Below are 21941 nucleotides of genomic sequence, written 5' to 3' on the forward strand. Positions count from 1 at the left end.
GTGTTTCTGCCAGTCCAAGCCCAAGACGCTCGTCATGAAGTCTCCATAGTGAATGTTTCTGTTAATCCAAAAACGAAACACTCATCATAAAAGCCTAAAGTAACGCTATCCCAAAAATCAGCACAATCCGGAACCAAAAGCCCTTAGAAAAATTCTAAGGGCTCCTTGATTTATGTATTCTGTTCTTCAGGCACTAAAATTTATCCCTTTTTACCGGTTTTCAGCAGGGTTTGATGGGTCGCTTCCGATAGCTCGCTAGGCTTATATGGCTTAATTAAAAAGTCGTTGGCCCGAGGGATAATCCCTTCTAAATCGGTTGAGATAAAATTTTAATAGAATGAAAGAATCCCCATCTATGGTTAATCTTTCCCTATCAAACAAAATATAGTCTTCACACAATCATTAGTAAATCCCTTTTTCTGTGTCTGAAAAATGTTATTTTTTGTTGATGTTAAAAGTAAATTTTTTAATTTTACTAGTTTAAGATTTCGGCTCCTTGACCACAATGAGTTAGTGAAGGGGCGTGGAGAATATGAAAACAAAAACAGCGGTAAATTTATATATGATTATCTTATGTATTGGAACTATTTTAAGTTTATATATACCACAAAGTGACACATTGGCGGAAGATCAGCTTGTCATTCCAAATGAGGCGATACGTTTAAGAATTCTAGCAAATAGTGATAGAGAAGCTGATCAAGTACTAAAGCGTCAGGTGAGAGACGCGGTGAATGAGGAAATTACTAAATGGGTAGCAGAATTAACATCTATTGATGAGGCAAGAAGTTTACTTCGATCCAAGCTGCCAGAAATTCAAGCAATCGCAGAAAAAGTGGCAGCGGAAAACCAATCAGAACAAGAAGTTAAGGTGAATTTCGGCAAGGTAGACTTTCCAACGAAGCTTTACGGGCAATTCCTTTATCCAGCAGGTGAATATGAAGCCATCCTGATTTCACTTGGTGACGCGCAAGGAGCTAACTGGTGGTGCGTATTATTCCCGCCGCTATGCTTCCTCGATTTCTCAAATGGGGTAGCAGTAAGTGATGGATTTGAAGAAGATGGAACGAAAGAAGCGGCGGCTGCAGAAAACAAGCAGGAGAAAGAAGAGAAGGCACCTCCAGTCTATACGGAAGAGGACGAACAGCCTGTGAAAGTTAAATTTTTCTTAGTCGAGCTTTGGGAGAAAATTTTCGGATAAGGAACTGGGTATCTGTTCAAAAATATGGGCCAAGCTAATTTCACTGCAATAGTGATTTTCGATCATCAAGACTTGTTCAACGACAACATATTTTCCGCAGAAGCAGTTCTACTATCTCTATTTTTTCATATGAATATAGTAAGTTTCTACATACTTAATAGAACAGAATGGGATGAAATTTACTAATAGAATATGATGAACGAGGTGGAACGATGGCTGCTTTCATAAGATGTGCAGTGGCGGAGGATGTTGAGAGATTAACAAGTTTTTTGGCAGAGGCGAAACTTAATACAGATGGACTAGCGGAATCCATCGATTTTTTTTTAATCATGGAGAATGATCAGGGGAATGTGAAAGCAACGCTTGGGATTGAGCCATTAGGGACAATAGGGTTGCTCCGTTCCCTTGCCATGACAAAGGATATGTCTGAAAACGAACTGTTCGTCCTTTTCGAGCAGATCCTAATGTTAGCAAGAGACAGGAAGTTGCAATCTCTTTACCTCTCCTCCAATAAAAAAAACTCGCTGGCCTTTTTTCAGCTGCTAGGTTTTAAAGAAGTGAATAAGCTGAGTTTGCCACAGGAGCTCTATGAATCCGACCATGTAAAACATATTTTAACTGTGGACAACTCATTCTTTTTGACATTATCCCTGTAAAATGTGGATATATTGGCGAAGTTATGCACAAATTCGAGTTATCTATCCACAAATTGTGGATAATACTTGAGTTATCCTCCATCTTCTTTTATACTTTCAAAAGTAATTAACATATAAAACAAGTAAACAAAGGATTTTTTTTACGATATTAAGGTGCCAAAAGAAGGTGGAGCATTATGAATACGAAAAGATGGTCAGTGGATAAATATGTGGATGATCTCGAAAGTTATCCACAAATCGCACAGGCTGCTGACCTTTTAAAAAATAATGAAGTGGTAGCATTCCCGACAGAAACGGTTTACGGCTTAGGTGGAAACGCGGAAAATAGCGAGGCTGTAGCGAAAATTTTTGCAGCTAAAGGAAGACCGAGTGATAATCCACTGATTATCCACATTGCGGAGGACCAACAGCTTAATGATTTTGCGGAGGACATATCAGATCAGGCTAAGCTATTGATAAAGGAATTCTGGCCAGGTCCGCTTACCCTTATTTTTAAAAAGAAAGAGGGAATGCTTTCAGATCAGGCGACAGCAGGGTTATCCACAGTTGCTGTTCGTATGCCGGATCATCCTGTTGCGTTAGCCATCCTAAAGAGATCGGGCCTTCCGATTGCCGCACCGAGTGCAAACCGCTCAGGAAAGCCAAGTCCGACAGCCGCTGAGCATGTGTGGGAGGACCTAAACGGGAAGATTGCGGGAATTGTGGACGGTGGTCAAACGGGTGTGGGTGTGGAATCGACCGTATTGGATTGCACAGAAGAAATCCCCGTTATTTTGCGGCCGGGTGCAGTGACAAAGGAACAGATAGAAGCCGTGATTGGTGAAGTGTCCGTTGATGCAGCGCTCTTGGATGCAGGTCAGGCGCCGAAATCTCCGGGAATGAAATACCGCCACTATGCTCCAGATGCACCGCTATATTTAGTGGATGGATCAAGAGAGTTTATCCAGACGCTTGTGGATAAGAAGAAGGAGGAGGGGTTGACCGTTGGGGTGTTAACAACTGTGGAAAACCAAGCCTTCTATCAAGCGGACTATGTCGTACCTTGTGGACAACGGGAAAATCTTGAAACCGTTGCGAGCTATTTATATGAAGCATTAAGGAAATTCAACAATACAAACGCAGATATTATCTATAGCGAAATGTTCCCAAATGAAGGAGTCGGCGTTGCCGTCATGAACCGCCTTTTGAAGGCAGCGGGGCATCGCGTAATTTAATGGGATGAGGGATAGGACCTCGTCTCATTTTTTTGTGGTCATGGGGTCTATTTTTCCCCGGGGGATGTGGCCTAACCCCTCGCTAGGTTGGGTCACTCGGTCCATTTTGATTTGGGGAACTGACCTATTGTTCGCTGATACGGGTTACTAGTCCCGCTTTTTTTAGGAGGCTATGGTCAGGACCCTCGTTATTGAGGAGGATTCCCAACCTTATATCGCTTTTCGATTCTAAATACTCTTGGACGTGCATATGTTGAAATAGCAAGTCCAAGGAGGAGAAATGATGGCAGATTTATTCGGAGAAATACTAACACTTACGATTATGGCATTCGCTCTAGCGATGGATGCTTTTTCAGTGGGCTTGGGGATGGGCATGTATAATCTCCGCCTTAGACAAATATTCAAAATTGGAATGACCATCGGCTTTTTCCATGTTTGGATGCCTCTCTTTGGAATAATTGCAGGGAGAATGTTATCAGAAAAATTCGGTGCCATTGCCACCTATGTCGGCGGCGGGCTCCTGCTCATATTAGGTATACAAATGGTCTGGTCAGGATTCCAGAAGGAAAAAAGCAGCATGATTACGCCAGTGGGACTAGGCTTAATGCTCTTTGGTTTCAGCGTAAGCTTAGACAGCTTTTCTGTTAGCTTAACCCTAGGAATTTACGGGGCCAAAACGTTGTTAGTTTTGACAAGCTTCGGCGTAACCGCTACCGTCCTAACGTGGCTCGGCCTGCTCGTAGGCAGAAAGGTCCAGGGCTGGCTCGGCACCTATAGTGAAGCCTTTGGCGGAAGCATTCTTTTTGCGTTTGGGATTAAGCTTCTATTGGGGTAGGGAGCAGCGCTGCGGATTCGTGTACGGATTTGATAAACAATCTTTTCGGAAAGGATGGTGACTATCCTTTCTTATTTGTTGTCTCCCAAAAAAGATTTTACATTATAAGCGTTTGGAAGGATAAAGTCGAGAAAGGCTTACATTAGTCCGTTCAATGTAAGTGTTTAGATGGATAAAGCGAAAAAAAGCTAACATAGGAGTGTTCTATGTAAGCGTTTGGAGGGATGAAGTCTCAAAACACTAACATAGGGTCATTCAATGTAAGCGTATTGAGGGGTGAAGACGCAAAAAGCTAACATAGCCCCGTTCAATGTATGGTTTTTCTAATTATTATAAAAATTTTTCACATACAATACTATTGAATCTGGGAACTTTGGCTTATAATGGAATGAAAGGGGGCGCAGCTATGACTCGAATTTTATTTGTGTGCACGGGGAACACATGCCGGAGCCCGATGGCTGAGGCCATTTTGAGGAATATGGGGATTTCTGGTGTAGAGGTGAAATCTGCAGGCGTTTATGCTCAAGATGGAAGCGATGCGTCTGAACATACACGAACGGTTCTGGCGGAAGAAGGAATCGACTTGGATCATCAAGCTGCCATGATCAACGAAAGCCTAGTGAATTGGACAAGCTGTATTTTGACCATGACGGAAAGCCATAAGGCCGCAGTCACTCGGATGTTTCCAAATGCCTCGGGAAAAACATTTACGTTGAAGGAATTTGCCGGAAATGATGGGGACCTGGATATCATAGATCCTTTCGGGGGTCCCGTTGAAATGTATCGAAAAACCTTCGATGAGATGAAAATAGCTTTATCGGAAATAATAAAAAAATTATAAAGCAAATATTTTTTTCAGGGGGAGCATAATGGGGGAAAAGCAAAGATACAAATTTGGGTTGAGAAAGAAACTTGTATGTTTTATTACAATTTTAGCCATCATTACGTATTCAACAAGTGCATTCTTTATTTATTTCCTATACCCAATGATCAAAAATTCATTGCCTTTTAATGAGGTCCTTTTCAGCGTTATTACATTAAGCTTAGGCATTATTTGGTCGGCGATTTTGGCCTTTTTTGCTGCGGGCTTCATTATAAAGCCATTGCAAAAGCTAGAGAAAATGGCATTAAAAGCTGCGCAAGGGGATATTCAAGAGGATGTGGAGTTAGCGAAATCTGATGATGAAATTCGCTCACTTGGGGTTGCCTTTAATGACATGCTTGCGAATTTAAGGGAAATGGTTCAAAAAATTGATGAGAACTTTCGCGAAACAAATGATAAGGTAATCGCGATTTCCAAGGAATCCTCTTATGCGGCAGAGCAAGCTAATTCCATTGCTCGAACGATCAATGAAATCTCACTTGGGGCTGACAATTCAGCGATTGCGATTCAGTCTACTGCGGAACTAGTTGAAGATGTAATTAGCATCGCGGAAGAGGTTCAAGAGAAAGCGAGAGCTTCTGTATCCGTTTCGAGTGAAATGGTTCAGGATCTTCATGATTCGAAAAAGGTGATTCATTCTCTCGTATCAGGCATTGAAAAGCTTGCCAATGAAAATCAGGAATCTCTGCAAACGGTTATTCGTTTAGAGGAGAATGCTAGAAAAGTAGAGCAGATTATTCAGCTTGTCGGTGACATTGCCGCTCAGACGAATCTGCTTGCCCTAAATGCTTCCATTGAAGCAGCGCGTGCCGGGGAGCATGGGAAAGGATTTGCCGTTGTCGCGGAGGAAGTAAGAAAGTTAGCTGACGAAAGTGCAACCGCGGTTCAAGGAATTTCTGAATTAATTTCGAATATCCAAGCTGAGGTTCAAAATGTCGTTAAGCAAATTTCTGAGCAAGTCGAGACCGCTAACAATGAAGCGAAAAAGGGAACAGAAACGAATATAGTTATTGAGGAAATGACGAAAACCGTCAACGAAATGGCTTCCTTCGTGTCAGCCATTACCGATTTGGTCGACCGCCAAATGGAAAGCATTCAACATACATCCACACAATCTCAAGAGGTCGCAGCGATTGCGGAAGAAACCTCTGCAGGTGCTCAGGAAGTGGCGACAGCCACAGACCAGCAAAACGAAGTCATGTCGAATGTCGAAAATCTAGCCAATGAACTAAAGGAACAAGCAGAAAAATTAAAGAATACAATTACGAGATTTCAAATTTAGTAGTGGAGAGTCTTCTGTTTCAGGAGGGCTCTCTTTTTAACTACTCCCACAAAATCGTCCCCTTGCACACTTCTCATTTCTTATGTCAAAATAACAGTATACTTAAAAAAATTAGTGTTTCTGATAAATAGGAGGATTATATATGAAGGTAGCAATTGCATCAGATCATGGCGGCATTCAAATTCGCGAGGAAATTAAAGGGCTCATGACAGAAATGGGCATTGAATTTGAGGACTTTGGCTGTGATTGCGAAACATCTGTGGATTATCCGGATTATGCATTGCCTGTTGCTGAAAAGGTAGCGAAAGGTGAGTTTGATAAAGGGATTCTTGTTTGCGGAACTGGAATCGGGATGAGCATTGCAGCAAATAAGGTGAAGGGCATCCGCTGTGCACTCGTTCATGATACCTTCAGTGCGAAGGCAACACGTGAACATAATGACAGCAATATGCTGGCAATGGGGGAACGCGTCATTGGTCCAGGGCTGGCACGTGAAATTGCGAAGGTATGGCTGACAACGGAATACGAAGGCGGACGCCACGAAAACCGCGTTGGAAAAATTAAGGATTACGAAAATAAATAAGGTGAAGCTTCCGGTTATTGGACAGGTTCTCTGGAAAACGCTGAAACCTGTCCAGAAAGCTTGACTTGTTGGACAGGTTCTCGGAGGAATCATTGAAAGCTGTCCAAGAACCTTGATTTATTGGACAGGTTTTCGGAAAAACATAGAAAGCTGTCCAAGAACCTTGACTTGTTGGACAGGTTCTCGGTAAAACATAGAAAGCTGTCCAAGAACCTNNNNAAGCTTCCGAAAGGGTGAGCTTTTTATGACGGAATTAATTCATGTTTGGGAAAAGCAGCTAACAGATATTATTCAAGATTTTAGTGAGCAAGTGTCCCTTGATCAGCGGCATATTTTAGTGATCGGCTGCAGCACAAGTGAGGTGGCAGGGAAGAAAATCGGAACGGCTGGCACTGAACAGGTAGCTGAAATGATTTTTTCAAAACTAAAAAGCTTTAGTGAAAAAACGGGTGTGGCTCTCGCCTTTCAATGCTGTGAACATTTGAACCGCGCTTTAGTTATCGAGAGGCAAACAGCGGAGCAGAAAAGCCTTGATGAAGTAACCGTGGTTCCGGTTCGTACGGCTGGCGGGGCCATGGCAACGTATGCTTTTGAACATTTCGAGGATCCGGTTGTGGTCGAACATATTAAGGCGGATGCGGGAATCGATATCGGTGATACTTTCATCGGCATGCATATGAAGCATGTGGCTGTTCCAATTAGAACTGCTCAGAAATCAGTTGGTGATGCGCATGTGACATTAGCTAAAACGAGACCGAAGCTGATCGGCGGCGCAAGAGCGGTATACGAGAGAAAAGCGGAAAATGAATCTTGCCGATAAGTATATTGTGGGTTTTATAAAAAGGAAAGTCTTGCATCATGCAGGGCTTTCCCTTTTTAAATCGCTAAAGAATATATAATCTTCTTTTCACAAACAAAACATGATAATATATAATAGAATTTTCAAAAATGGTAGAGTGTATATATTTTTTTGAAAATAGATGAAGGAAAAGGGAGGCCTACTAGATGAAGCATTTAGCAAAGCAAGATGAGCTAGTTTTCAAATCCATTCAAGATGAGTTAGGGCGACAAAGATCAAAAATTGAATTAATCGCTTCCGAGAACTTTGTGAGTGAAGCAGTTATGGAAGCACAAGGATCTGTCCTAACAAATAAATATGCAGAAGGCTATCCAGGCCGCCGCTATTATGGCGGATGTGAGCATGTTGATGTTGTGGAGAATTTAGCTCGTGACCGTGCGAAGGAAATTTTCGGAGCTGAGCATGTGAATGTACAGCCGCACTCTGGTGCCCAAGCGAACATGGCTGTTTACTTCACTATTTTAGAGCCAGGCGATACGGTTCTTGGTATGAATCTATCTCATGGCGGTCACTTAACACATGGCAGCCCTGTAAACTTCAGTGGAGTTCTATACAATTTTGTTGAGTACGGTGTTGACGAAAAGACTCAAGTGATCGATTATGATGTGGTTCTTGAAAAAGCACGCGAACACAAACCGAAGCTAATCGTTGCGGGTGCAAGTGCTTATCCACGTGCGATTGATTTTAAACGTTTCCGTGAAATCGCTGATGAAGTGGGAGCTATTTTAATGGTGGATATGGCTCACATCGCTGGTCTTGTAGCAGCTGGCTTACATCAAAACCCAGTTCCATATGCAGATTTTGTTACGACAACTACTCATAAAACTCTTCGCGGCCCACGCGGCGGTATGATTCTTTGTAAAGAAGAATATGCGAAGAAAATTGATAAATCCATCTTCCCTGGCATTCAAGGCGGCCCATTAATGCATGTGATTGCGGCGAAAGCTGTTTCATTTGGCGAAGCGCTTCAGGATGACTTTAAAACATATGCAGCTAATATCATTTCTAATGCGAAGCTTCTAGCAGAATCCCTTCAAAATGAAGGAATCAATCTTGTTTCTGGCGGAACAGACAATCACCTATTATTAGTTGATTTGCGTTCACTAGGCCTAACAGGAAAAATTGCTGAACATGTTCTTGATGAAATCGGCATCACTGTGAACAAAAACACGATTCCGTTCGATCCGGAAAGCCCATTTGTAACAAGTGGAATCCGCATCGGTACAGCTGCCGTAACTTCTCGCGGATTCGGGGAAAAAGAAATGCAAGAGATTGCATCCATTATTGCTCTTACATTGAAAAATCACGAAGACGAAGGCAAGCTTGAGGAAGCTAGAAATCGTGTCGAAGCTTTAACAAGCAACTTTACATTATATCCTGAATATTAATCTATAAAAGCTCGGGTCAGATCCTATTGTAATGGGTCTGGCTTTTTTTGGTGATTAAATCCAAGGGGAAAGCGGTTGAAACGGATTTTTTTAGCCCATTATGATAGTTTATCATCCAGATTGGCTGCTTTTTCAGCCAAATAGAAAGATTATCAGCCGGATTGTTACTTTGTCAGCCAAATAGGATAGTTTATCAGCCAATTTCAAAAAACTGCTAATCCCCGATTGATTCTACACATATTATGAAGATTCCATAACAATTTAGAATCAAAGTTGCCGTGTGAAAAGTTTTTCTGTAAAATTAGACGAAGTGCAAGATGAAGAAAAATGTCAACGCTAGAATAGCTTCCTTATTGTTGCTAACCCTATTGGAGAAATGAAAAGATTTTTTCAGGAGGTTGGAAGGAAGATTCTTCATTTATAGGAGCATGTCTAAAATAAAAAAGGAGAGATTTTTACATGGCAAAAGTATACGTATTTGATCATCCACTAATCCAGCATAAACTTACATACATTCGCGACAAATCTACAGGGACGAAGGATTTCCGCGAGCTTGTTGATGAAGTAGCCACTTTAATGGCGTTTGAAATTACGAGAGATATGTCATTAGAAGAGGTTGAAATCGAGACGCCGATTAGCATGACAAAATCAAAGGTCCTTTCTGGGAAAAAGATTGGGATCATCCCTATTCTTCGTGCAGGAATTGGAATGGTCGATGGAATCTTAAAGCTAATCCCTGCTGCAAAGGTCGGCCATGTTGGGTTATACCGCGACCCAAAAACATTGCAGCCGGTAGAGTATTATGTGAAACTGCCTAGCGATGTGGAAGAAAGAGACTTCATCGTCATTGACCCAATGCTTGCGACAGGCGGGTCCGCTATTGAAGCCATAAATTCCTTGAAAAAGCGTGGCGCAACCCATATTAAATTCATGTGCCTAGTTGCGGCACCAGAAGGAGTCGAGGCGCTTCAACAAGCTCACCCGGATGTAGATATTTATATCGCAGCCCTAGATGAAAAGTTAAATGACCACGGCTATATCGTTCCTGGACTAGGGGATGCAGGAGATCGATTGTTTGGAACGAAGTAAAGCTTCTTTTTGAAGACGTGCTATTAAATTGCCTATTGTAAAATGGACGAGGCTGTAAATCTGTTTGGCGATGGGGCTGAATCGAGAATTTAGCCGATCATCCAGAAGAATATAAGCCTAATTAATAGTGATTAAACTGGTCCTGATAAAGGGCCAGTTTTTTATTAGGAAATCACTAAACATAGGAGTGTTCAATGTAAGAGTTTTGTTTAAGTCTCGAGAAAAACACTAATCCCTCACCAAACTCCCAACAATCCCCCGCATATTTCCCCTCTATAAAGAAAACCCTATGAAAAAAGGGTGATGTCATATGAAAAAACAAAACATTTTCTTACCTCTCATGTTCATGCTATTGTTCCAATCAACCGCATATGCACAAACACTGCATCACCCTCCCATCCCAATGGAATCTTCACAGGACAAAAAGGTATCCATCATCATTCTGGAAAAAGAAAAAAGCGAGCAGGAAATCAAAAAGCTCATCCAATCTATACCTAAGTTGGAATTACGGCATATTTACAAATACGCTTTTCACGGATTTTCGGTAAAAGGCATGCAGGCGGATATTGATCAGCTTTCCAAGATAGCTGGTGCAAAAATGGCTTCCCCCGTTAATACCTATAAGGTTCATGCGGACGAAAGTGTGAAAATGATTGGAGGAGAAGAGGTCAGGGGCTTTTTTGATGCCAAGAATCGGCGATTAACGGGAAAAGGCGTTAAGGTGGGCGTGATTGACACAGGGATCGATTATACCCACCCAGACTTAAGGGTCAATTATGGGGGCGGTTTTGATTTAGTTGATGGGGACAACGATCCGATGGAAACTCTGTCTTCGCAAGGGGAGGGCACCCTCCATGGGACGCATGTTGCGGGGATCATTGCCGCAAACGGAAAAATTCGCGGGGTTGCACCGGAGGCCACCATTATTGCCTACCGGGCACTTGGGCCAGGGGGGAGCGGAACCACTGAGCAGGTGATAGCAGCCATTGATCGTGCCATAAAGGATAAGGTGGATGTTCTAAACCTATCGCTCGGAAATAATGTGAACGGTCCTGATCTTCCGATAAGCCTAGCTTTAAATAAAGCAGTGGAAAAGGGGATTACGGCTGTAACGTCTTCGGGAAATTCGGGCCCGAATAGCTGGACAGTCGGTTCGCCCGGCACAGCCTCCAAAGCAATCTCAGTTGGTGCTTCGACCCCTTCCTTAAACATTCCATATATAGATATTGCCGGCCAGAGGTTAAGACTCGAGCCTCTTCAAGGATCTGAAGAGTGGGATTTTAATAAATCCTATGAAATCATCAAAGCAGGATTAGGGAAAAAGGAAGAATTAAAGGAGGCAAAGGGTAAAATTGTGCTCCTGGAAAGAGGAGAACTTACTTTTACAGAAAAAGCGATAAATGCCTATGAAGCAGGTGCCGTTGCTGTCATTATTTACAATAATACGAAAGGTGCCTTTTTTGGCAACTTAGAGACGGATGTTTCGATTCCTGTCACGGCCCTGTCAAAAGCGAACGGTGAAAAAGTAAAAAGAGAAATAGCTAAAAACAAAGTATTTGCCAGAACTCATATTATTGAGGAAAAGGATATTCTTGCTGACTTTAGCTCCCGCGGTCCTGTGACCTCCACATGGGAAATAAAACCTGATGTGGTTGCGCCAGGGGTCGCGATTAACAGCACTGTACCTGGCGGGTATTTGCCTTTACAAGGTACGAGCATGGCGGCACCACATGTAGCGGGAGCCTGTGCATTAATTAAGCAAGCCCATCCAGACTGGGGTCCTGAGGAAATTAAAGCTGCTCTTATGAATACCGCAAAACCCATTTTCAATCAAAAAGGAAAGCTGTACCGGACATTCGAGCAAGGCTCCGGGAGAATTCAAATCGAACGGGCACTAAAAACCAATACGTTGGCTACGCCGGGATCCCTTCAATTCGGGAAGTTTCAACTCGCTGACAGCCTGCATGAGCACTCAAGCTATGTGACGATCAAAAATATCGGAACAAAAGGTCAATCCTATTCATTTTCGATCCCGCCTGCCGAAAATGGCCTGAGCTGGAAATTTCCTTTATCCTTCTTTTTAAAGCCAGGTGAGAAAAAGAGAGTGGAAATCAAGCTTTCTGTAGATCCGGAGCTGCTAAACAAAAAGATATATGATGGCAATATTATATTAAATGCGGGTTCACAAACAATCAACCTGCCATATCTTTATGTCCTTGAGGAACCTAATTATCCGCGGGTGATGGGATTTGGTTTAGGAAAAGGGGATAAAAAGGACGTGTATCGCTATGAAGTGTATTTGCCAGGAGGAGCGGAGGAGTTCGGGATTGCGATGTTTGAAGCAGAAAGTCTTCGCTTTATTGGATTTTTAGACTGGAAAAGGAACGTTGGAAAAGGGCAGCTTTTACAGGAAATCGACAGTCAACAGCTTCCGGACCCAGGGTTATATATTATCAAAGTTTTTGCCAAAAAGGCGGGAAAAGAAGATTCCATTGAGTCATATCTTTTCATACAGCAGAATGGACAATTGGTTGAACAAAATAGCCAAAAAAAAATAGCTAAAAAATGAGCGTAGCAAAACTGCGCTCATTTTTCAATAGATTTCGCGAAAATAAATTATGATAATTGTGTGAACATACCATATTTCCATCATTTTCAATGTGACTTTTTTCACTACAAACACATTGACATTGACAAGTGCCTATTGTATGCTTACAAAGGGTGTAAATGGCAGGGTTTTCAAAATGAAAAAGCAGTCATGGATCCCGTTATTATTGACTTTTTTAGTGATTCGCTTACCGTTCTCTTATACGGAGAGGATGCGTTTTCATGCGTCAAAAAAATCGCAGTCCATTTATCGCAATGGGTTTAATGTCTGCTATTCTTTCACAATTAGTCGGGTCTGTCTTAATTGGTATTTTTGTAGGAAGATGGCTAGACAGTAAGGCAGATACTGAACCGCTATTCCTTATTATAGGATTATTTCTCGGCTTAGCAACAGGAATTTTTGCTATGACTAGATTAATCCAACATTTTTTCACAGGAGAATAAAAGACCATGCCGGAATTTAAACTGATGTTCATCAGGCAACGAAAATACATATTTTTACTGTTGTCCATTTATGTTCTTGGCTGGGGATTTACCTCTTATCAATCTATTTTCCTAGGGCTTATCTTAGGAACATCCTTAAGCTTATTTAATTTATGGCAGATGGCGAGAAGGGTTGATAAGTTCGGACAAGCGGTGGAAAAGGGAGGAAAGGTGCGTTCCTTAGGGATGGTTTCCAGGATGGCATCGGCCGTTTTAGCGGTGATGATCGCGATGAAGTATCCGGAAAATCTGCACCTGATTAGCGTAGTTTTTGGATTAATGACAGCCTATATTGTCATTATGATAGATTATTTTATTCAATCTTTTCATTTACGTAAATAGTGGGGAAGAGAGGTGAAACACATATGCATCATGAAGCTCCTATAGGTGAGTTTATGGGCTTATCATTTAACTTGGCAAACGTTTTGATGATCACAATTGCAAGTGCTGTTGTATTCATCATTGCACTTCTTTCCACCCGTCGTTTAGCCATGAAACCAACCGGAATGCAGAACTTCTTCGAGTGGATCATGGATTTTGTCAAAGGAATTGTCAATAGTACGATGGATTGGAAAACTGGCGGTAGATTCCATATATTAGGAATTACTTTACTTATGTATATCGCTATATCCAACTTTTTAGGGCTTCCGTTTTCAGTTGTCATTAATGATTATTTATGGTGGAAATCACCTACAGCTGATCCGGTTATTACCCTAACTTTAGCAACGATGGTTGTTGCCCTTTCACATTATTATGGCATTAAAATCAAGGGTATTAAGGAATACGGACGTGATTTTGTAAGACCGATGCCGTTTTTATTTCCTCTTAAAATTATTGAGGAATTTGCCAATACCTTGACACTTGGTTTGCGTCTTTATGGTAACATTTTTGCGGGTGAAATTTTGCTTGGGCTTCTTGCTGGAGGTCTGGCAACCGGATTTTGGGGTCATATTGGAGCCATCATCCCAACGCTTGCTTGGCAAGGGTTCTCTGTTTTCATTGGCGCCATTCAGGCATTTATCTTTACAATGTTAACAATGGTTTATTTAGCTCACAAAGTGAGCTCGGACCATTAATATATATACCTGTTCATCATATGAACAAACACAAATAAACAAAAAAATATTTATACAATTTTAAGGAGGAACTTAATAATGGGTCTTATAGCAGCAGCAATCGCAATCGGTTTAGCAGCACTAGGTGCCGGTATCGGTAACGGTCTTATCGTTTCAAGAACAGTAGAAGGTATCGCTCGTCAGCCAGAAGCACGCGGTATGCTTCAAACAACAATGTTCATCGGGGTTGCGTTAGTAGAGGCGATTCCTATCATCGCGGTAGTTATCGCGTTCATGGTTATTGGTGGCTAATACCGAGTTAAAATGTTCCAAAATGGCGAAGATCATTCTATGAGAACCTTCGCCTTTCCTTTATGTCAATATTCCTGAAAAATTCGTTTTCATATACACAGAAACTTGAGAGACTCTTGAAGGGAGTGAATCGAAGGTGTTAAATAGCAGTTTAGTATTAGGAGTTGCTTTTAACGGCGGAGATATTTTATTCCAGCTTGTGATGTTTATCGTTTTAATGGCTCTGCTTAAGAAGTTTGCCTGGGGTCCTTTAATGGGCATCATGAAGCAGCGTGAAGAGCATGTAGCAGGTGAGATTGAAGCAGCTGAACAAAGCCGTCAAGAAGCGAAGAAGCTTTTAGAAGAACAAAGAAATCTGCTTAAACAAGCTCGTGAAGAGGCGCAAGGTCTTATTGAGAGCGCTAAGAAGCAAGGTGACTTGCAGCGTGAGGAAATCATTACGACAGCTCGTACTGAATCCGATCGCATTAAGGAATCTGCAAAGCTTGAAATTGAGCAGCAAAAAGAAAAAGCAGTTGCAGCTATTCGCGAACAGGTAGCTTCTCTGTCTGTCTTAATTGCATCTAAAGTGATTGAGAAGGAACTAAGCACGGAAGACCAAGATAAGCTAATTAACGAATACATTCAAGAGGCAGGAGAAGTGCGATGATAGGCTCCACAGTAGCAAAACGCTACGCGTTGGCTCTTTTCCAGCTTGCAAATCAACACCAGCTTCTTGATCAAATAGAAGAAGAGCTTCGTGTAGTTAGGAAAGTAGTAAAACATAACTCGGACTTAAAAGCGGTTTTAAAATCTCCTAAGCTTCCAATGGAGAAGAAAAAAGAGATGATTAAAGATGCTTTTGCATCATTGAACATTTATGTATTAAATACGCTGATGATTTTAGTAGAACGCCATCGCGAAGATCATATTTCCGATGTGGCTGATTATTTTATAAGTCTTGCAAATGACGAAAGAGGCATTGCAGACGCGACTGTTTATTCCATTCGCCCGTTATCTGGGGCTGAAAAAGAAGCTTTATCTGCATCTTTTGCAGCTAGGGTTGGAAAGAAATCACTTCGTATTGAAAATATTATAGATTCTAATTTACTCGGCGGCATCAAGCTTCGAATCGGAAACCGGATTTTCGACGGCAGCCTGCGCGGTAAGCTAGATCGTCTAGAACGTCAATTATTAGGCTAAGATTCGTAGATAGGGGTGAAACTCATGAGCATCAAAGCTGAAGAAATCAGTGCGCTGATAAAAAAGCAAATCGAAAACTATCAGTCGGAAATTCAAGTGAGTGATGTAGGTACGGTTATCTCTGTGGGTGACGGTATCGCTCGTGCTCATGGCCTCGACAATGTCATGGCTGGAGAACTTGTTGAATTTTCAAACGGCGTTATGGGTATGGCACAAAACCTTGAAGAAAATAACGTCGGTATCATTATTCTTGGACCTTTCACAGAAATTCGTGAAGGCGATGAAGTACGCCGTACAGGACGCATCATGGAGGTTCCGGTTGGAGAAGAACTAATCGGACGCGTGGTAAATCCACTTGGACAGCCTGTCGATGGCATGGGTCCAATTAACACAACGAAAACTCGTCCTATTGAAGCTAATGCTCCTGGTGTTATGGATCGTAAATCTGTACACGAGCCGCTTCAAACGGGAATTAAAGCGATTGACGCATTAGTACCAATCGGACGCGGACAACGTGAGTTAATCATCGGTGACCGTCAAACAGGTAAAACATCTGTTGCAATAGATACAATCCTTAACCAAAGAGATCAAAACATGGTTTGTATCTATGTGGCAATCGGACAAAAGGAATCTACTGTTCGTAATGCAGTAGAAATGCTTCGCAGAAATGGTGCATTAGATTACACAATCGTTGTAACAGCTTCTGCATCACAGCCTGCTCCATTATTATTCTTAGCTCCTTATGCTGGGGTAACAATGGGTGAAGAGTTCATGTACAACGGCAAGCACGTTCTTGTTGTGTATGATGACTTAACGAAACAAGCGTCTGCTTACCGTGAGCTCTCCTTATTATTACGCCGTCCTCCAGGTCGTGAAGCGTATCCAGGGGATGTATTCTACTTGCACAGCCGTCTGTTAGAGCGTGCAGCTAAATTAAGTGATGCAAAAGGTGCTGGTTCAATCACAGCATTGCCATTTATCGAAACTCAAGCAGGTGACGTTTCTGCTTATATCCCAACAAACGTTATTTCCATTACTGATGGACAAATCTTCTTACAGTCAGATCTATTCTTCTCCGGAGTACGTCCGGCGATCAATGCAGGTCTTTCTGTATCACGTGTAGGTGGATCCGCACAAATCAAAGCGATGAAAAAGGTTGCAGGTACACTGCGTCTTGACCTTGCTTCTTACCGTGAGCTAGAATCATTTGCCCAATTCGGTTCTGACCTTGATAAAGCAACACAAGCGAAATTAAACCGTGGTGCCCGTACAGTTGAGGTTCTTAAGCAGGATCTAAACAAGCCGTTAAAAGTTGAGAAGCAAGTTGCGATTCTTTACGCACTTACTCGCGGCTTCCTAGATGATATTCCTGTACATGATATTCGTCGTTTCGAATCTGAGCTCCATGCATGGTTAGACCATAACCGCAAAGATTTGTTAGACCATATCGTTACAACAAAGGATCTTCCTGCAGATGACGATATGGGTGCTGCCATCAATGAATTTAAGAAAACATTCGCAGCATCTGAAAAATAGAATTTCTCTATTATAGGGGTCTGACATTAGGAAAGCAGAAAGTGCCTGGAAATATCTAGGTGCTCTCTGCTGGACATTCTTTGAAAAAGGGTGGTGAGAACCTGTGGCATCATTACGTGATATAAAAACTCGTATTACTTCTACGAAGAAAACGAGCCAAATTACAAAAGCAATGCAAATGGTATCTGCTGCGAAAATGAGCCGTGCAGAAATGAATGCAAAATCATTCGTTCCCTACATGGAAAAAATTCAAGAGGTTACTGCCTCCATCGCAATTGGAAGCAAGGATTCAAATCATCCAATGCTAACAAGCCGACCAGTGAAGAAAACGGGCTACTTAGTCATCACATCTGATCGTGGTCTTGCTGGAGCTTTTAACAGTAACGTTTTAAGGCATGTATACCAAACAATTCAACAACGCCATAAATCAAATGATGAATATGCAATCATTGCCATCGGCCGTAATGGACGTGACTTCTTTAAAAAGCGCGGCATGAATGTCATTCTTGACATTGTAGCTGTTGCTGATCAGCCTGAATTTGCTGAGATTAAGGATATTACGAGCAAAACGGTTGGCATGTTTACGGATGAAACATTTGATGAATTATATATGTACTATAACCACTACATCAGTGCAATTCAACAGGATGTAACCGAGAAGAAGCTGCTTCCTTTAACGGATATTTCAACTTCAACAAAGCTTACATCTTATGAATTTGAACCGTCAGCAGAAGAAATTCTAGAAGTATTGCTCCCACAATATGCAGAAAGCTTAATTTACGGAGCCCTTTTAGATAGTAAAGCTTCTGAGCATGCCGCAAGGATGACGGCTATGAAGAGTGCCACGGATAATGCGAATGAGCTTATTAAATCTCTAAGCCTAAGCTACAACCGTGCTCGTCAAGCAGCCATTACGCAAGAGATCACAGAGATCGTTGGCGGAGCAGCTGCGCTAGAATAGTAATAAAAAACACTTTCTTAACTTAAATATATTTGGCATCTGCTCCCGAATTAAGTTTGGGCGAGGCGCCAACGCATTTCTTTATTAGGAGGGAAAAAGATGAACAAAGGACGCGTTCTTCAAGTTATGGGTCCGGTTGTTGACGTAAAGTTCGAAAGCGGTCAGCTTCCTGAGATCTATAATGCATTGACAATCGTAAATCAAGCGCGTAACGAATCTGAAGTTGACATCAACTTAACCCTTGAAGTTGCTCTTCATTTAGGTGATGATACCGTTCGTACCATTGCGATGTCTTCAACTGACGGCTTAACGCGCGGCAGTGAAGTAGTAGACACGGGTGCTCCTATTTCTGTTCCTGTTGGGGACGTAACTCTTGGTCGTGTATTTAACGTATTAGGTGATAATATTGACCTTGATGCACCAATTCCTGCAGAAGCACGCCGCGATTCCATCCACAGAGAAGCGCCGAAATTCGAGCAGCTATCAACTGAGGTTGAAATTCTTGAAACTGGAATTAAAGTAGTAGACCTTCTTGCACCATATATTAAAGGTGGAAAAATCGGTCTATTCGGTGGTGCCGGTGTAGGTAAAACCGTTTTAATCCAGGAATTAATCAATAACATCGCTCAAGAGCACGGCGGTATTTCCGTATTCGCTGGTGTAGGTGAGCGTACTCGTGAAGGTAACGACCTTTATCATGAAATGACAGATTCAGGCGTTATTAAGAAAACAGCGATGGTATTCGGTCAGATGAACGAGCCGCCTGGCGCACGTATGCGTGTTGCTTTAACTGGTTTGACAATGGCAGAATATTTCCGTGATGACCAAGGACAAGACGTTCTTTTCTTCATGGATAACATCTTCCGTTTCACACAAGCAGGTTCTGAGGTTTCTGCCCTATTAGGCCGTATGCCTTCTGCGGTAGGTTATCAGCCGACACTTGCTACTGAAATGGGTAAATTACAAGAACGTATTACATCAACGAACGTTGGTTCTGTAACTTCGATCCAAGCGATTTACGTACCAGCCGATGACTATACGGATCCAGCTCCAGCAACAACTTTCGCTCACTTAGATGCAACAACGAACCTTGAGCGTAAGCTTTCTGAGATGGGTATCTATCCAGCTGTGGATCCACTAGCTTCAACATCTCGTGCATTGTCAGCAGAGATTGTTGGAGATGAGCACTATCAAGTGGCTACTCAAGTACAGCAAACATTACAGCGTTATAAAGAATTACAAGATATTATCGCGATCCTTGGTATGGATGAGCTTGCAGACGAAGACAAGTTGATCGTTGCCCGTGCGCGTCGTATCCAGTTCTTCTTATCACAAAACTTCCACGTTGCTGAACAGTTTACTGGTCAGCCAGGATCATACGTACCTGTTAAAGAAACAGTTAATGGTTTCAAAGAAATTCTTGAAGGAAAATATGACCACCTTCCAGAAGATGCTTTCCGTCTCGTCGGCCGTATCGAAGAGGTTATCGAGAAAGCAAAGAACATGGGCGTAGAGGTCTAATTTCGGTCCAGGAGGGTAAAAAATGAAGACGATTAAAGTCAGTGTTGTTACTCCCGATGGCCCGGTGTATGAATCAGATGTGGAAATGGTAAGCACAAAAGCTCAAAGCGGTGAGCTTGGAATTTTACCTGGCCATATTCCAATGGTTGCACCGTTACAAATTGGAGCTGTCCGTTTAAAAAACGGCGGAAATACAGATTTCGTAGCAGTTAGCGGTGGCTTTCTTGAAGTTCGCCCTGACAAAGTCTCGATTTTAGCACAATCAGCTGAACAAGCAGACAGCATTGATATCGAGCGTGCCGTCCGCGCCAAAGAACGTGCTGAGCAGCGCCTCAACGACCAAAAGCGCGACAACGTCGACTTCAAACGAGCTGAACTCGCTCTTCAACGTGCCATCAATCGTATCAAAGTTTCAGAAAAACACTTCTAATCATATTACCAAACACTCTTCAGCTGCGGCTGGGGGGTGTTTTTTGTTGTATAGATCGCGCGGAAGTTTTTTGCTGCTTTAGGGGGCTGTATGTAGTAAAAAGAGTATTATATCGCTGTTTAGATTTTTAGGTGAGTGGTTAAGGAAGTTAAGATTGCTTTATAACAGCCCTTGGGTAGATAAGAGAGTAGTGAAGGTAGTTAAGAAAGTTTAATAACACCCTTCGGGTGTGAAGAATGGGTGTAGGGTAGGTAAGAAAGCTTTATAACAACCTTTGGGTAGAAAAATGAGTGGTGAGGGTAGTTAAGAAAGCTTTATTATACCCTTCGGATAGAAAAATAAGTGTTGAAGGTAGTTAAGCGATGCTCATAACACCCTTCAACTAATAAAATGCATGCAGAAGGTCAATAAGCACGAATCAAAATTAAAGGGAGCCAGTTTTATATGGAATCGCTGTCATAGTAAGGATTTGCAGGATTTTACTTTTAAAAAAAGAATTATAGTTTATGATCTTTCAAAAAATGAAATGATGATAGAAAGTCAGCTTGTTAAAATTGGAGGGAAGATGGATGACCTACATTGAAATAATGAAAATGCTTGAAGAATTAGGGACGGAGCAGACGAAAAAGACGTTGATGCGTCATGGGGCGGTGGAGCCGCTCTTTGGGGTAAAGGTTGGAGATATGAAGAAACTTGTGAAATTTGTGAAAAAGGATCAGGAATTGGCGTTGGCTCTGTATGAATCGGGGAATTATGATGCTATGTATTTAGCGGGTCTTTCGATCAATCCAAAATTAATGACAAAAGAAACTTTACAGGACTGGGCGAGGAAAGCACTTTGGCATGCGCCTGCAGAATATACCGTTTCCGGAGTAGCTGCGGAAAGTGACTATGCTCTGGAACTGGCGAGAGAATGGAAAAAATCTGAAGATGAAATGATTGCCGTTTGCGGATGGAATACATATGCAAATTATTTGTCCATTACACCAGATGATTTATTAAATTTAAACGAAATTAGCGAATTGCTCCATCAGGTAAAAACAACTATCCACGATGAAAGAAACCGGGTCCGCTACGTAATGAATGGTTTTGTCATTTCTGTAGGCTCCTATGTTCAAGCATTATCGACTGAGGCAAAAAAGGTTGCAGAACATATCGGAAAAGTGAATGTGGATGTAGGAAATACCGCTTGCAAAGTCCCATTAGCAACCGATTATATTAAAAAAGTAGTAGATATGGACCGGGTTGGAAAAAAGCGAAAGACTTGTATATGTTAGAAGGTGAACAGTTTTGCTTTAACGCAAGGCTGTTTTTCTATGTTAATTGGCCTGAATTTCATCGTTATTGTGATATTTGGCGAACCGACATTCATATAGATGATTAGGACCAAGTATTCATTAAAAATGCTTGGTCATTTTTTTAGCCATTTTATAATAAGAGTAGTATAAGAGATGAAAAAAATTGGCTTGATAAAAACAGGTTCAAAGTTGATTTTTCTCACTGACAAGAATGTCGAAATCATATTAAATGGGAAGAGGAATCGTTCATAGATTTGTCAATTTCTGTTGAAATTTAGGAGTGTGTGTAAGGGGGTGTCGCTTTATAGTTAAAATGATACTTATAATTCCCTTTTTCCTGTTGGTTTGGGGGAAATTTTCAGGAGGGTGCGGGAGTTCGCATTTGCGTCATCTTGATGTTGTTCGGGGGAGTGACTCTGGGATGACGCAAATGCTCAGGGGGAGGGATTTGTGTCGATAACGGAGGTGGCTTTCTGGAAATTCTCTCTCTGCGAGGTGCTCTCGCACCTCTGGCATCAGCTCCGCTGCTGCACCCACAGAACAAAGCTTTTTTCGCTTATGAGAGCGCG

The 21941-nt window shown here is 41.9% G+C and carries 22 protein-coding genes and 1 pseudogene; all 23 read left to right on the top strand.

Going from position 1 to position 21941, the window contains the following annotated elements; all coding sequences use genetic code 11:
* The first annotated feature begins 532 nt into the window (after positions 1-532).
* The 23 genes and pseudogenes from spoIIR to V7149_RS06645 all read left to right on the top strand — a co-directional run bounded on the left by spoIIR (position 533) and on the right by V7149_RS06645 (position 21351).
* The gene (spoIIR, locus tag V7149_RS06540) at positions 533-1198 is read left to right on the top strand and encodes a stage II sporulation protein R (RefSeq protein ID WP_335344843.1); all 666 of its coding nucleotides are present in this window, start codon (positions 533-535) and stop codon (positions 1196-1198) included.
* A gap of 212 nt (positions 1199-1410) precedes the next feature.
* Positions 1411-1854 carry a GNAT family N-acetyltransferase gene (locus V7149_RS06545; protein ID WP_335344844.1) on the top strand — a complete coding sequence of 148 codons (444 nt, stop codon included), beginning with the start codon at positions 1411-1413 and terminating at the stop codon, positions 1852-1854.
* A gap of 176 nt (positions 1855-2030) precedes the next feature.
* Complete coding sequence (locus V7149_RS06550) at positions 2031-3068, top strand: L-threonylcarbamoyladenylate synthase (RefSeq protein WP_335344845.1); 1038 nt, start codon at positions 2031-2033, stop codon at positions 3066-3068.
* Between the two features lie 283 nt (positions 3069-3351).
* On the top strand, positions 3352-3903 hold the full coding sequence (locus V7149_RS06555) for a manganese efflux pump MntP (RefSeq protein WP_335344864.1): 552 nt from the start codon (positions 3352-3354) through the stop codon (positions 3901-3903).
* 406 nt (positions 3904-4309) lie between these two features.
* On the top strand, positions 4310-4744 hold the full coding sequence (locus tag V7149_RS06560; protein ID WP_335344846.1) for a low molecular weight protein arginine phosphatase: 435 nt from the start codon (positions 4310-4312) through the stop codon (positions 4742-4744).
* Positions 4745-4889: 145 nt separating this feature from the next.
* Positions 4890-5129, top strand: a pseudogene (locus V7149_RS26450) (HAMP domain-containing protein); the annotation flags it as partial.
* Between the two features lie 12 nt (positions 5130-5141).
* The gene (locus V7149_RS06565; RefSeq protein ID WP_438824090.1) at positions 5142-6068 is read left to right on the top strand and encodes a methyl-accepting chemotaxis protein; all 927 of its coding nucleotides are present in this window, start codon (positions 5142-5144) and stop codon (positions 6066-6068) included.
* A 142-nt stretch (positions 6069-6210) separates the two neighbouring features.
* The gene (rpiB, locus tag V7149_RS06570; protein WP_335344848.1) at positions 6211-6651 is read left to right on the top strand and encodes a ribose 5-phosphate isomerase B; all 441 of its coding nucleotides are present in this window, start codon (positions 6211-6213) and stop codon (positions 6649-6651) included.
* A gap of 244 nt (positions 6652-6895) precedes the next feature.
* Positions 6896-7471 carry a TIGR01440 family protein gene (locus V7149_RS06575; RefSeq protein WP_335344849.1) on the top strand — a complete coding sequence of 192 codons (576 nt, stop codon included), beginning with the start codon at positions 6896-6898 and terminating at the stop codon, positions 7469-7471.
* Positions 7472-7656: 185 nt separating this feature from the next.
* Positions 7657-8898 carry a serine hydroxymethyltransferase gene (gene glyA, locus V7149_RS06580; RefSeq protein WP_335344850.1) on the top strand — a complete coding sequence of 414 codons (1242 nt, stop codon included), beginning with the start codon at positions 7657-7659 and terminating at the stop codon, positions 8896-8898.
* Between the two features lie 459 nt (positions 8899-9357).
* Positions 9358-9987: a uracil phosphoribosyltransferase gene (gene upp, locus V7149_RS06585; protein ID WP_335344851.1), complete on the top strand. Its 630-nt coding sequence runs from the start codon at positions 9358-9360 to the stop codon at positions 9985-9987.
* A 310-nt stretch (positions 9988-10297) separates the two neighbouring features.
* The gene (locus V7149_RS06590) at positions 10298-12556 is read left to right on the top strand and encodes a S8 family serine peptidase (RefSeq protein ID WP_335344852.1); all 2259 of its coding nucleotides are present in this window, start codon (positions 10298-10300) and stop codon (positions 12554-12556) included.
* Positions 12557-12816: 260 nt separating this feature from the next.
* Positions 12817-13038, top strand: coding sequence for an AtpZ/AtpI family protein (locus V7149_RS06595; RefSeq protein ID WP_335344853.1), 222 nt, complete (start codon positions 12817-12819; stop codon positions 13036-13038).
* Between the two features lie 6 nt (positions 13039-13044).
* Positions 13045-13419 carry an ATP synthase subunit I gene (locus tag V7149_RS06600; RefSeq protein ID WP_335344854.1) on the top strand — a complete coding sequence of 125 codons (375 nt, stop codon included), beginning with the start codon at positions 13045-13047 and terminating at the stop codon, positions 13417-13419.
* A gap of 23 nt (positions 13420-13442) precedes the next feature.
* Positions 13443-14153, top strand: coding sequence for a F0F1 ATP synthase subunit A (gene atpB, locus V7149_RS06605; RefSeq protein ID WP_335344855.1), 711 nt, complete (start codon positions 13443-13445; stop codon positions 14151-14153).
* Between the two features lie 78 nt (positions 14154-14231).
* Entirely contained in the window at positions 14232-14444 is a 213-nt protein-coding gene (atpE, locus tag V7149_RS06610) for a F0F1 ATP synthase subunit C (protein ID WP_019153961.1), read from the top strand.
* Between the two features lie 136 nt (positions 14445-14580).
* Positions 14581-15093: a F0F1 ATP synthase subunit B gene (gene atpF, locus V7149_RS06615; RefSeq protein WP_335344856.1), complete on the top strand. Its 513-nt coding sequence runs from the start codon at positions 14581-14583 to the stop codon at positions 15091-15093.
* Positions 15090-15626: a F0F1 ATP synthase subunit delta gene (locus V7149_RS06620; protein ID WP_335344857.1), complete on the top strand. Its 537-nt coding sequence runs from the start codon at positions 15090-15092 to the stop codon at positions 15624-15626. Before atpF ends, V7149_RS06620 begins: the two co-directional genes overlap by 4 nt.
* A 24-nt stretch (positions 15627-15650) precedes the next feature.
* Positions 15651-17162: a F0F1 ATP synthase subunit alpha gene (gene atpA / locus V7149_RS06625; RefSeq protein ID WP_335344858.1), complete on the top strand. Its 1512-nt coding sequence runs from the start codon at positions 15651-15653 to the stop codon at positions 17160-17162.
* Positions 17163-17265: 103 nt separating this feature from the next.
* Positions 17266-18123, top strand: a complete 858-nt coding sequence (locus tag V7149_RS06630; RefSeq protein WP_335344859.1) for a F0F1 ATP synthase subunit gamma — start codon at positions 17266-17268, stop codon at positions 18121-18123.
* A gap of 99 nt (positions 18124-18222) precedes the next feature.
* Complete coding sequence (gene atpD, locus V7149_RS06635; protein ID WP_335344860.1) at positions 18223-19644, top strand: F0F1 ATP synthase subunit beta; 1422 nt, start codon at positions 18223-18225, stop codon at positions 19642-19644.
* Positions 19645-19666: 22 nt separating this feature from the next.
* Positions 19667-20074, top strand: a complete 408-nt coding sequence (locus V7149_RS06640; protein WP_335344861.1) for a F0F1 ATP synthase subunit epsilon — start codon at positions 19667-19669, stop codon at positions 20072-20074.
* Positions 20075-20643: 569 nt separating this feature from the next.
* Entirely contained in the window at positions 20644-21351 is a 708-nt protein-coding gene (locus tag V7149_RS06645; protein ID WP_335344862.1) for a DNA alkylation repair protein, read from the top strand.
* Positions 21352-21941 lie beyond the last annotated feature (590 nt).

It is taken from the genome of Bacillus sp. JJ1503 (genome assembly GCF_036965125.1).
Lineage (GTDB): Bacteria > Bacillota > Bacilli > Bacillales > Cytobacillaceae > Cytobacillus.

Coding starts and splice junctions, on each gene's coding strand:
- spoIIR (WP_335344843.1), top strand. CDS start 533: ATGAAAACAAAAACAGCGGTAAATTTATATATGATTATCTTATGTATT.
- V7149_RS06545 (WP_335344844.1), top strand. CDS start 1,411: ATGGCTGCTTTCATAAGATGTGCAGTGGCGGAGGATGTTGAGAGATTA.
- V7149_RS06550 (WP_335344845.1), top strand. CDS start 2,031: ATGAATACGAAAAGATGGTCAGTGGATAAATATGTGGATGATCTCGAA.
- V7149_RS06555 (WP_335344864.1), top strand. CDS start 3,352: ATGGCAGATTTATTCGGAGAAATACTAACACTTACGATTATGGCATTC.
- V7149_RS06560 (WP_335344846.1), top strand. CDS start 4,310: ATGACTCGAATTTTATTTGTGTGCACGGGGAACACATGCCGGAGCCCG.
- V7149_RS06565 (WP_438824090.1), top strand. CDS start 5,142: ATGGTTCAAAAAATTGATGAGAACTTTCGCGAAACAAATGATAAGGTA.
- rpiB (WP_335344848.1), top strand. CDS start 6,211: ATGAAGGTAGCAATTGCATCAGATCATGGCGGCATTCAAATTCGCGAG.
- V7149_RS06575 (WP_335344849.1), top strand. CDS start 6,896: ATGACGGAATTAATTCATGTTTGGGAAAAGCAGCTAACAGATATTATT.
- glyA (WP_335344850.1), top strand. CDS start 7,657: ATGAAGCATTTAGCAAAGCAAGATGAGCTAGTTTTCAAATCCATTCAA.
- upp (WP_335344851.1), top strand. CDS start 9,358: ATGGCAAAAGTATACGTATTTGATCATCCACTAATCCAGCATAAACTT.
- V7149_RS06590 (WP_335344852.1), top strand. CDS start 10,298: ATGAAAAAACAAAACATTTTCTTACCTCTCATGTTCATGCTATTGTTC.
- V7149_RS06595 (WP_335344853.1), top strand. CDS start 12,817: ATGCGTCAAAAAAATCGCAGTCCATTTATCGCAATGGGTTTAATGTCT.
- V7149_RS06600 (WP_335344854.1), top strand. CDS start 13,045: ATGCCGGAATTTAAACTGATGTTCATCAGGCAACGAAAATACATATTT.
- atpB (WP_335344855.1), top strand. CDS start 13,443: ATGCATCATGAAGCTCCTATAGGTGAGTTTATGGGCTTATCATTTAAC.
- atpE (WP_019153961.1), top strand. CDS start 14,232: ATGGGTCTTATAGCAGCAGCAATCGCAATCGGTTTAGCAGCACTAGGT.
- V7149_RS06620 (WP_335344857.1), top strand. CDS start 15,090: ATGATAGGCTCCACAGTAGCAAAACGCTACGCGTTGGCTCTTTTCCAG.
- atpA (WP_335344858.1), top strand. CDS start 15,651: ATGAGCATCAAAGCTGAAGAAATCAGTGCGCTGATAAAAAAGCAAATC.
- atpD (WP_335344860.1), top strand. CDS start 18,223: ATGAACAAAGGACGCGTTCTTCAAGTTATGGGTCCGGTTGTTGACGTA.
- V7149_RS06640 (WP_335344861.1), top strand. CDS start 19,667: ATGAAGACGATTAAAGTCAGTGTTGTTACTCCCGATGGCCCGGTGTAT.
- V7149_RS06645 (WP_335344862.1), top strand. CDS start 20,644: ATGACCTACATTGAAATAATGAAAATGCTTGAAGAATTAGGGACGGAG.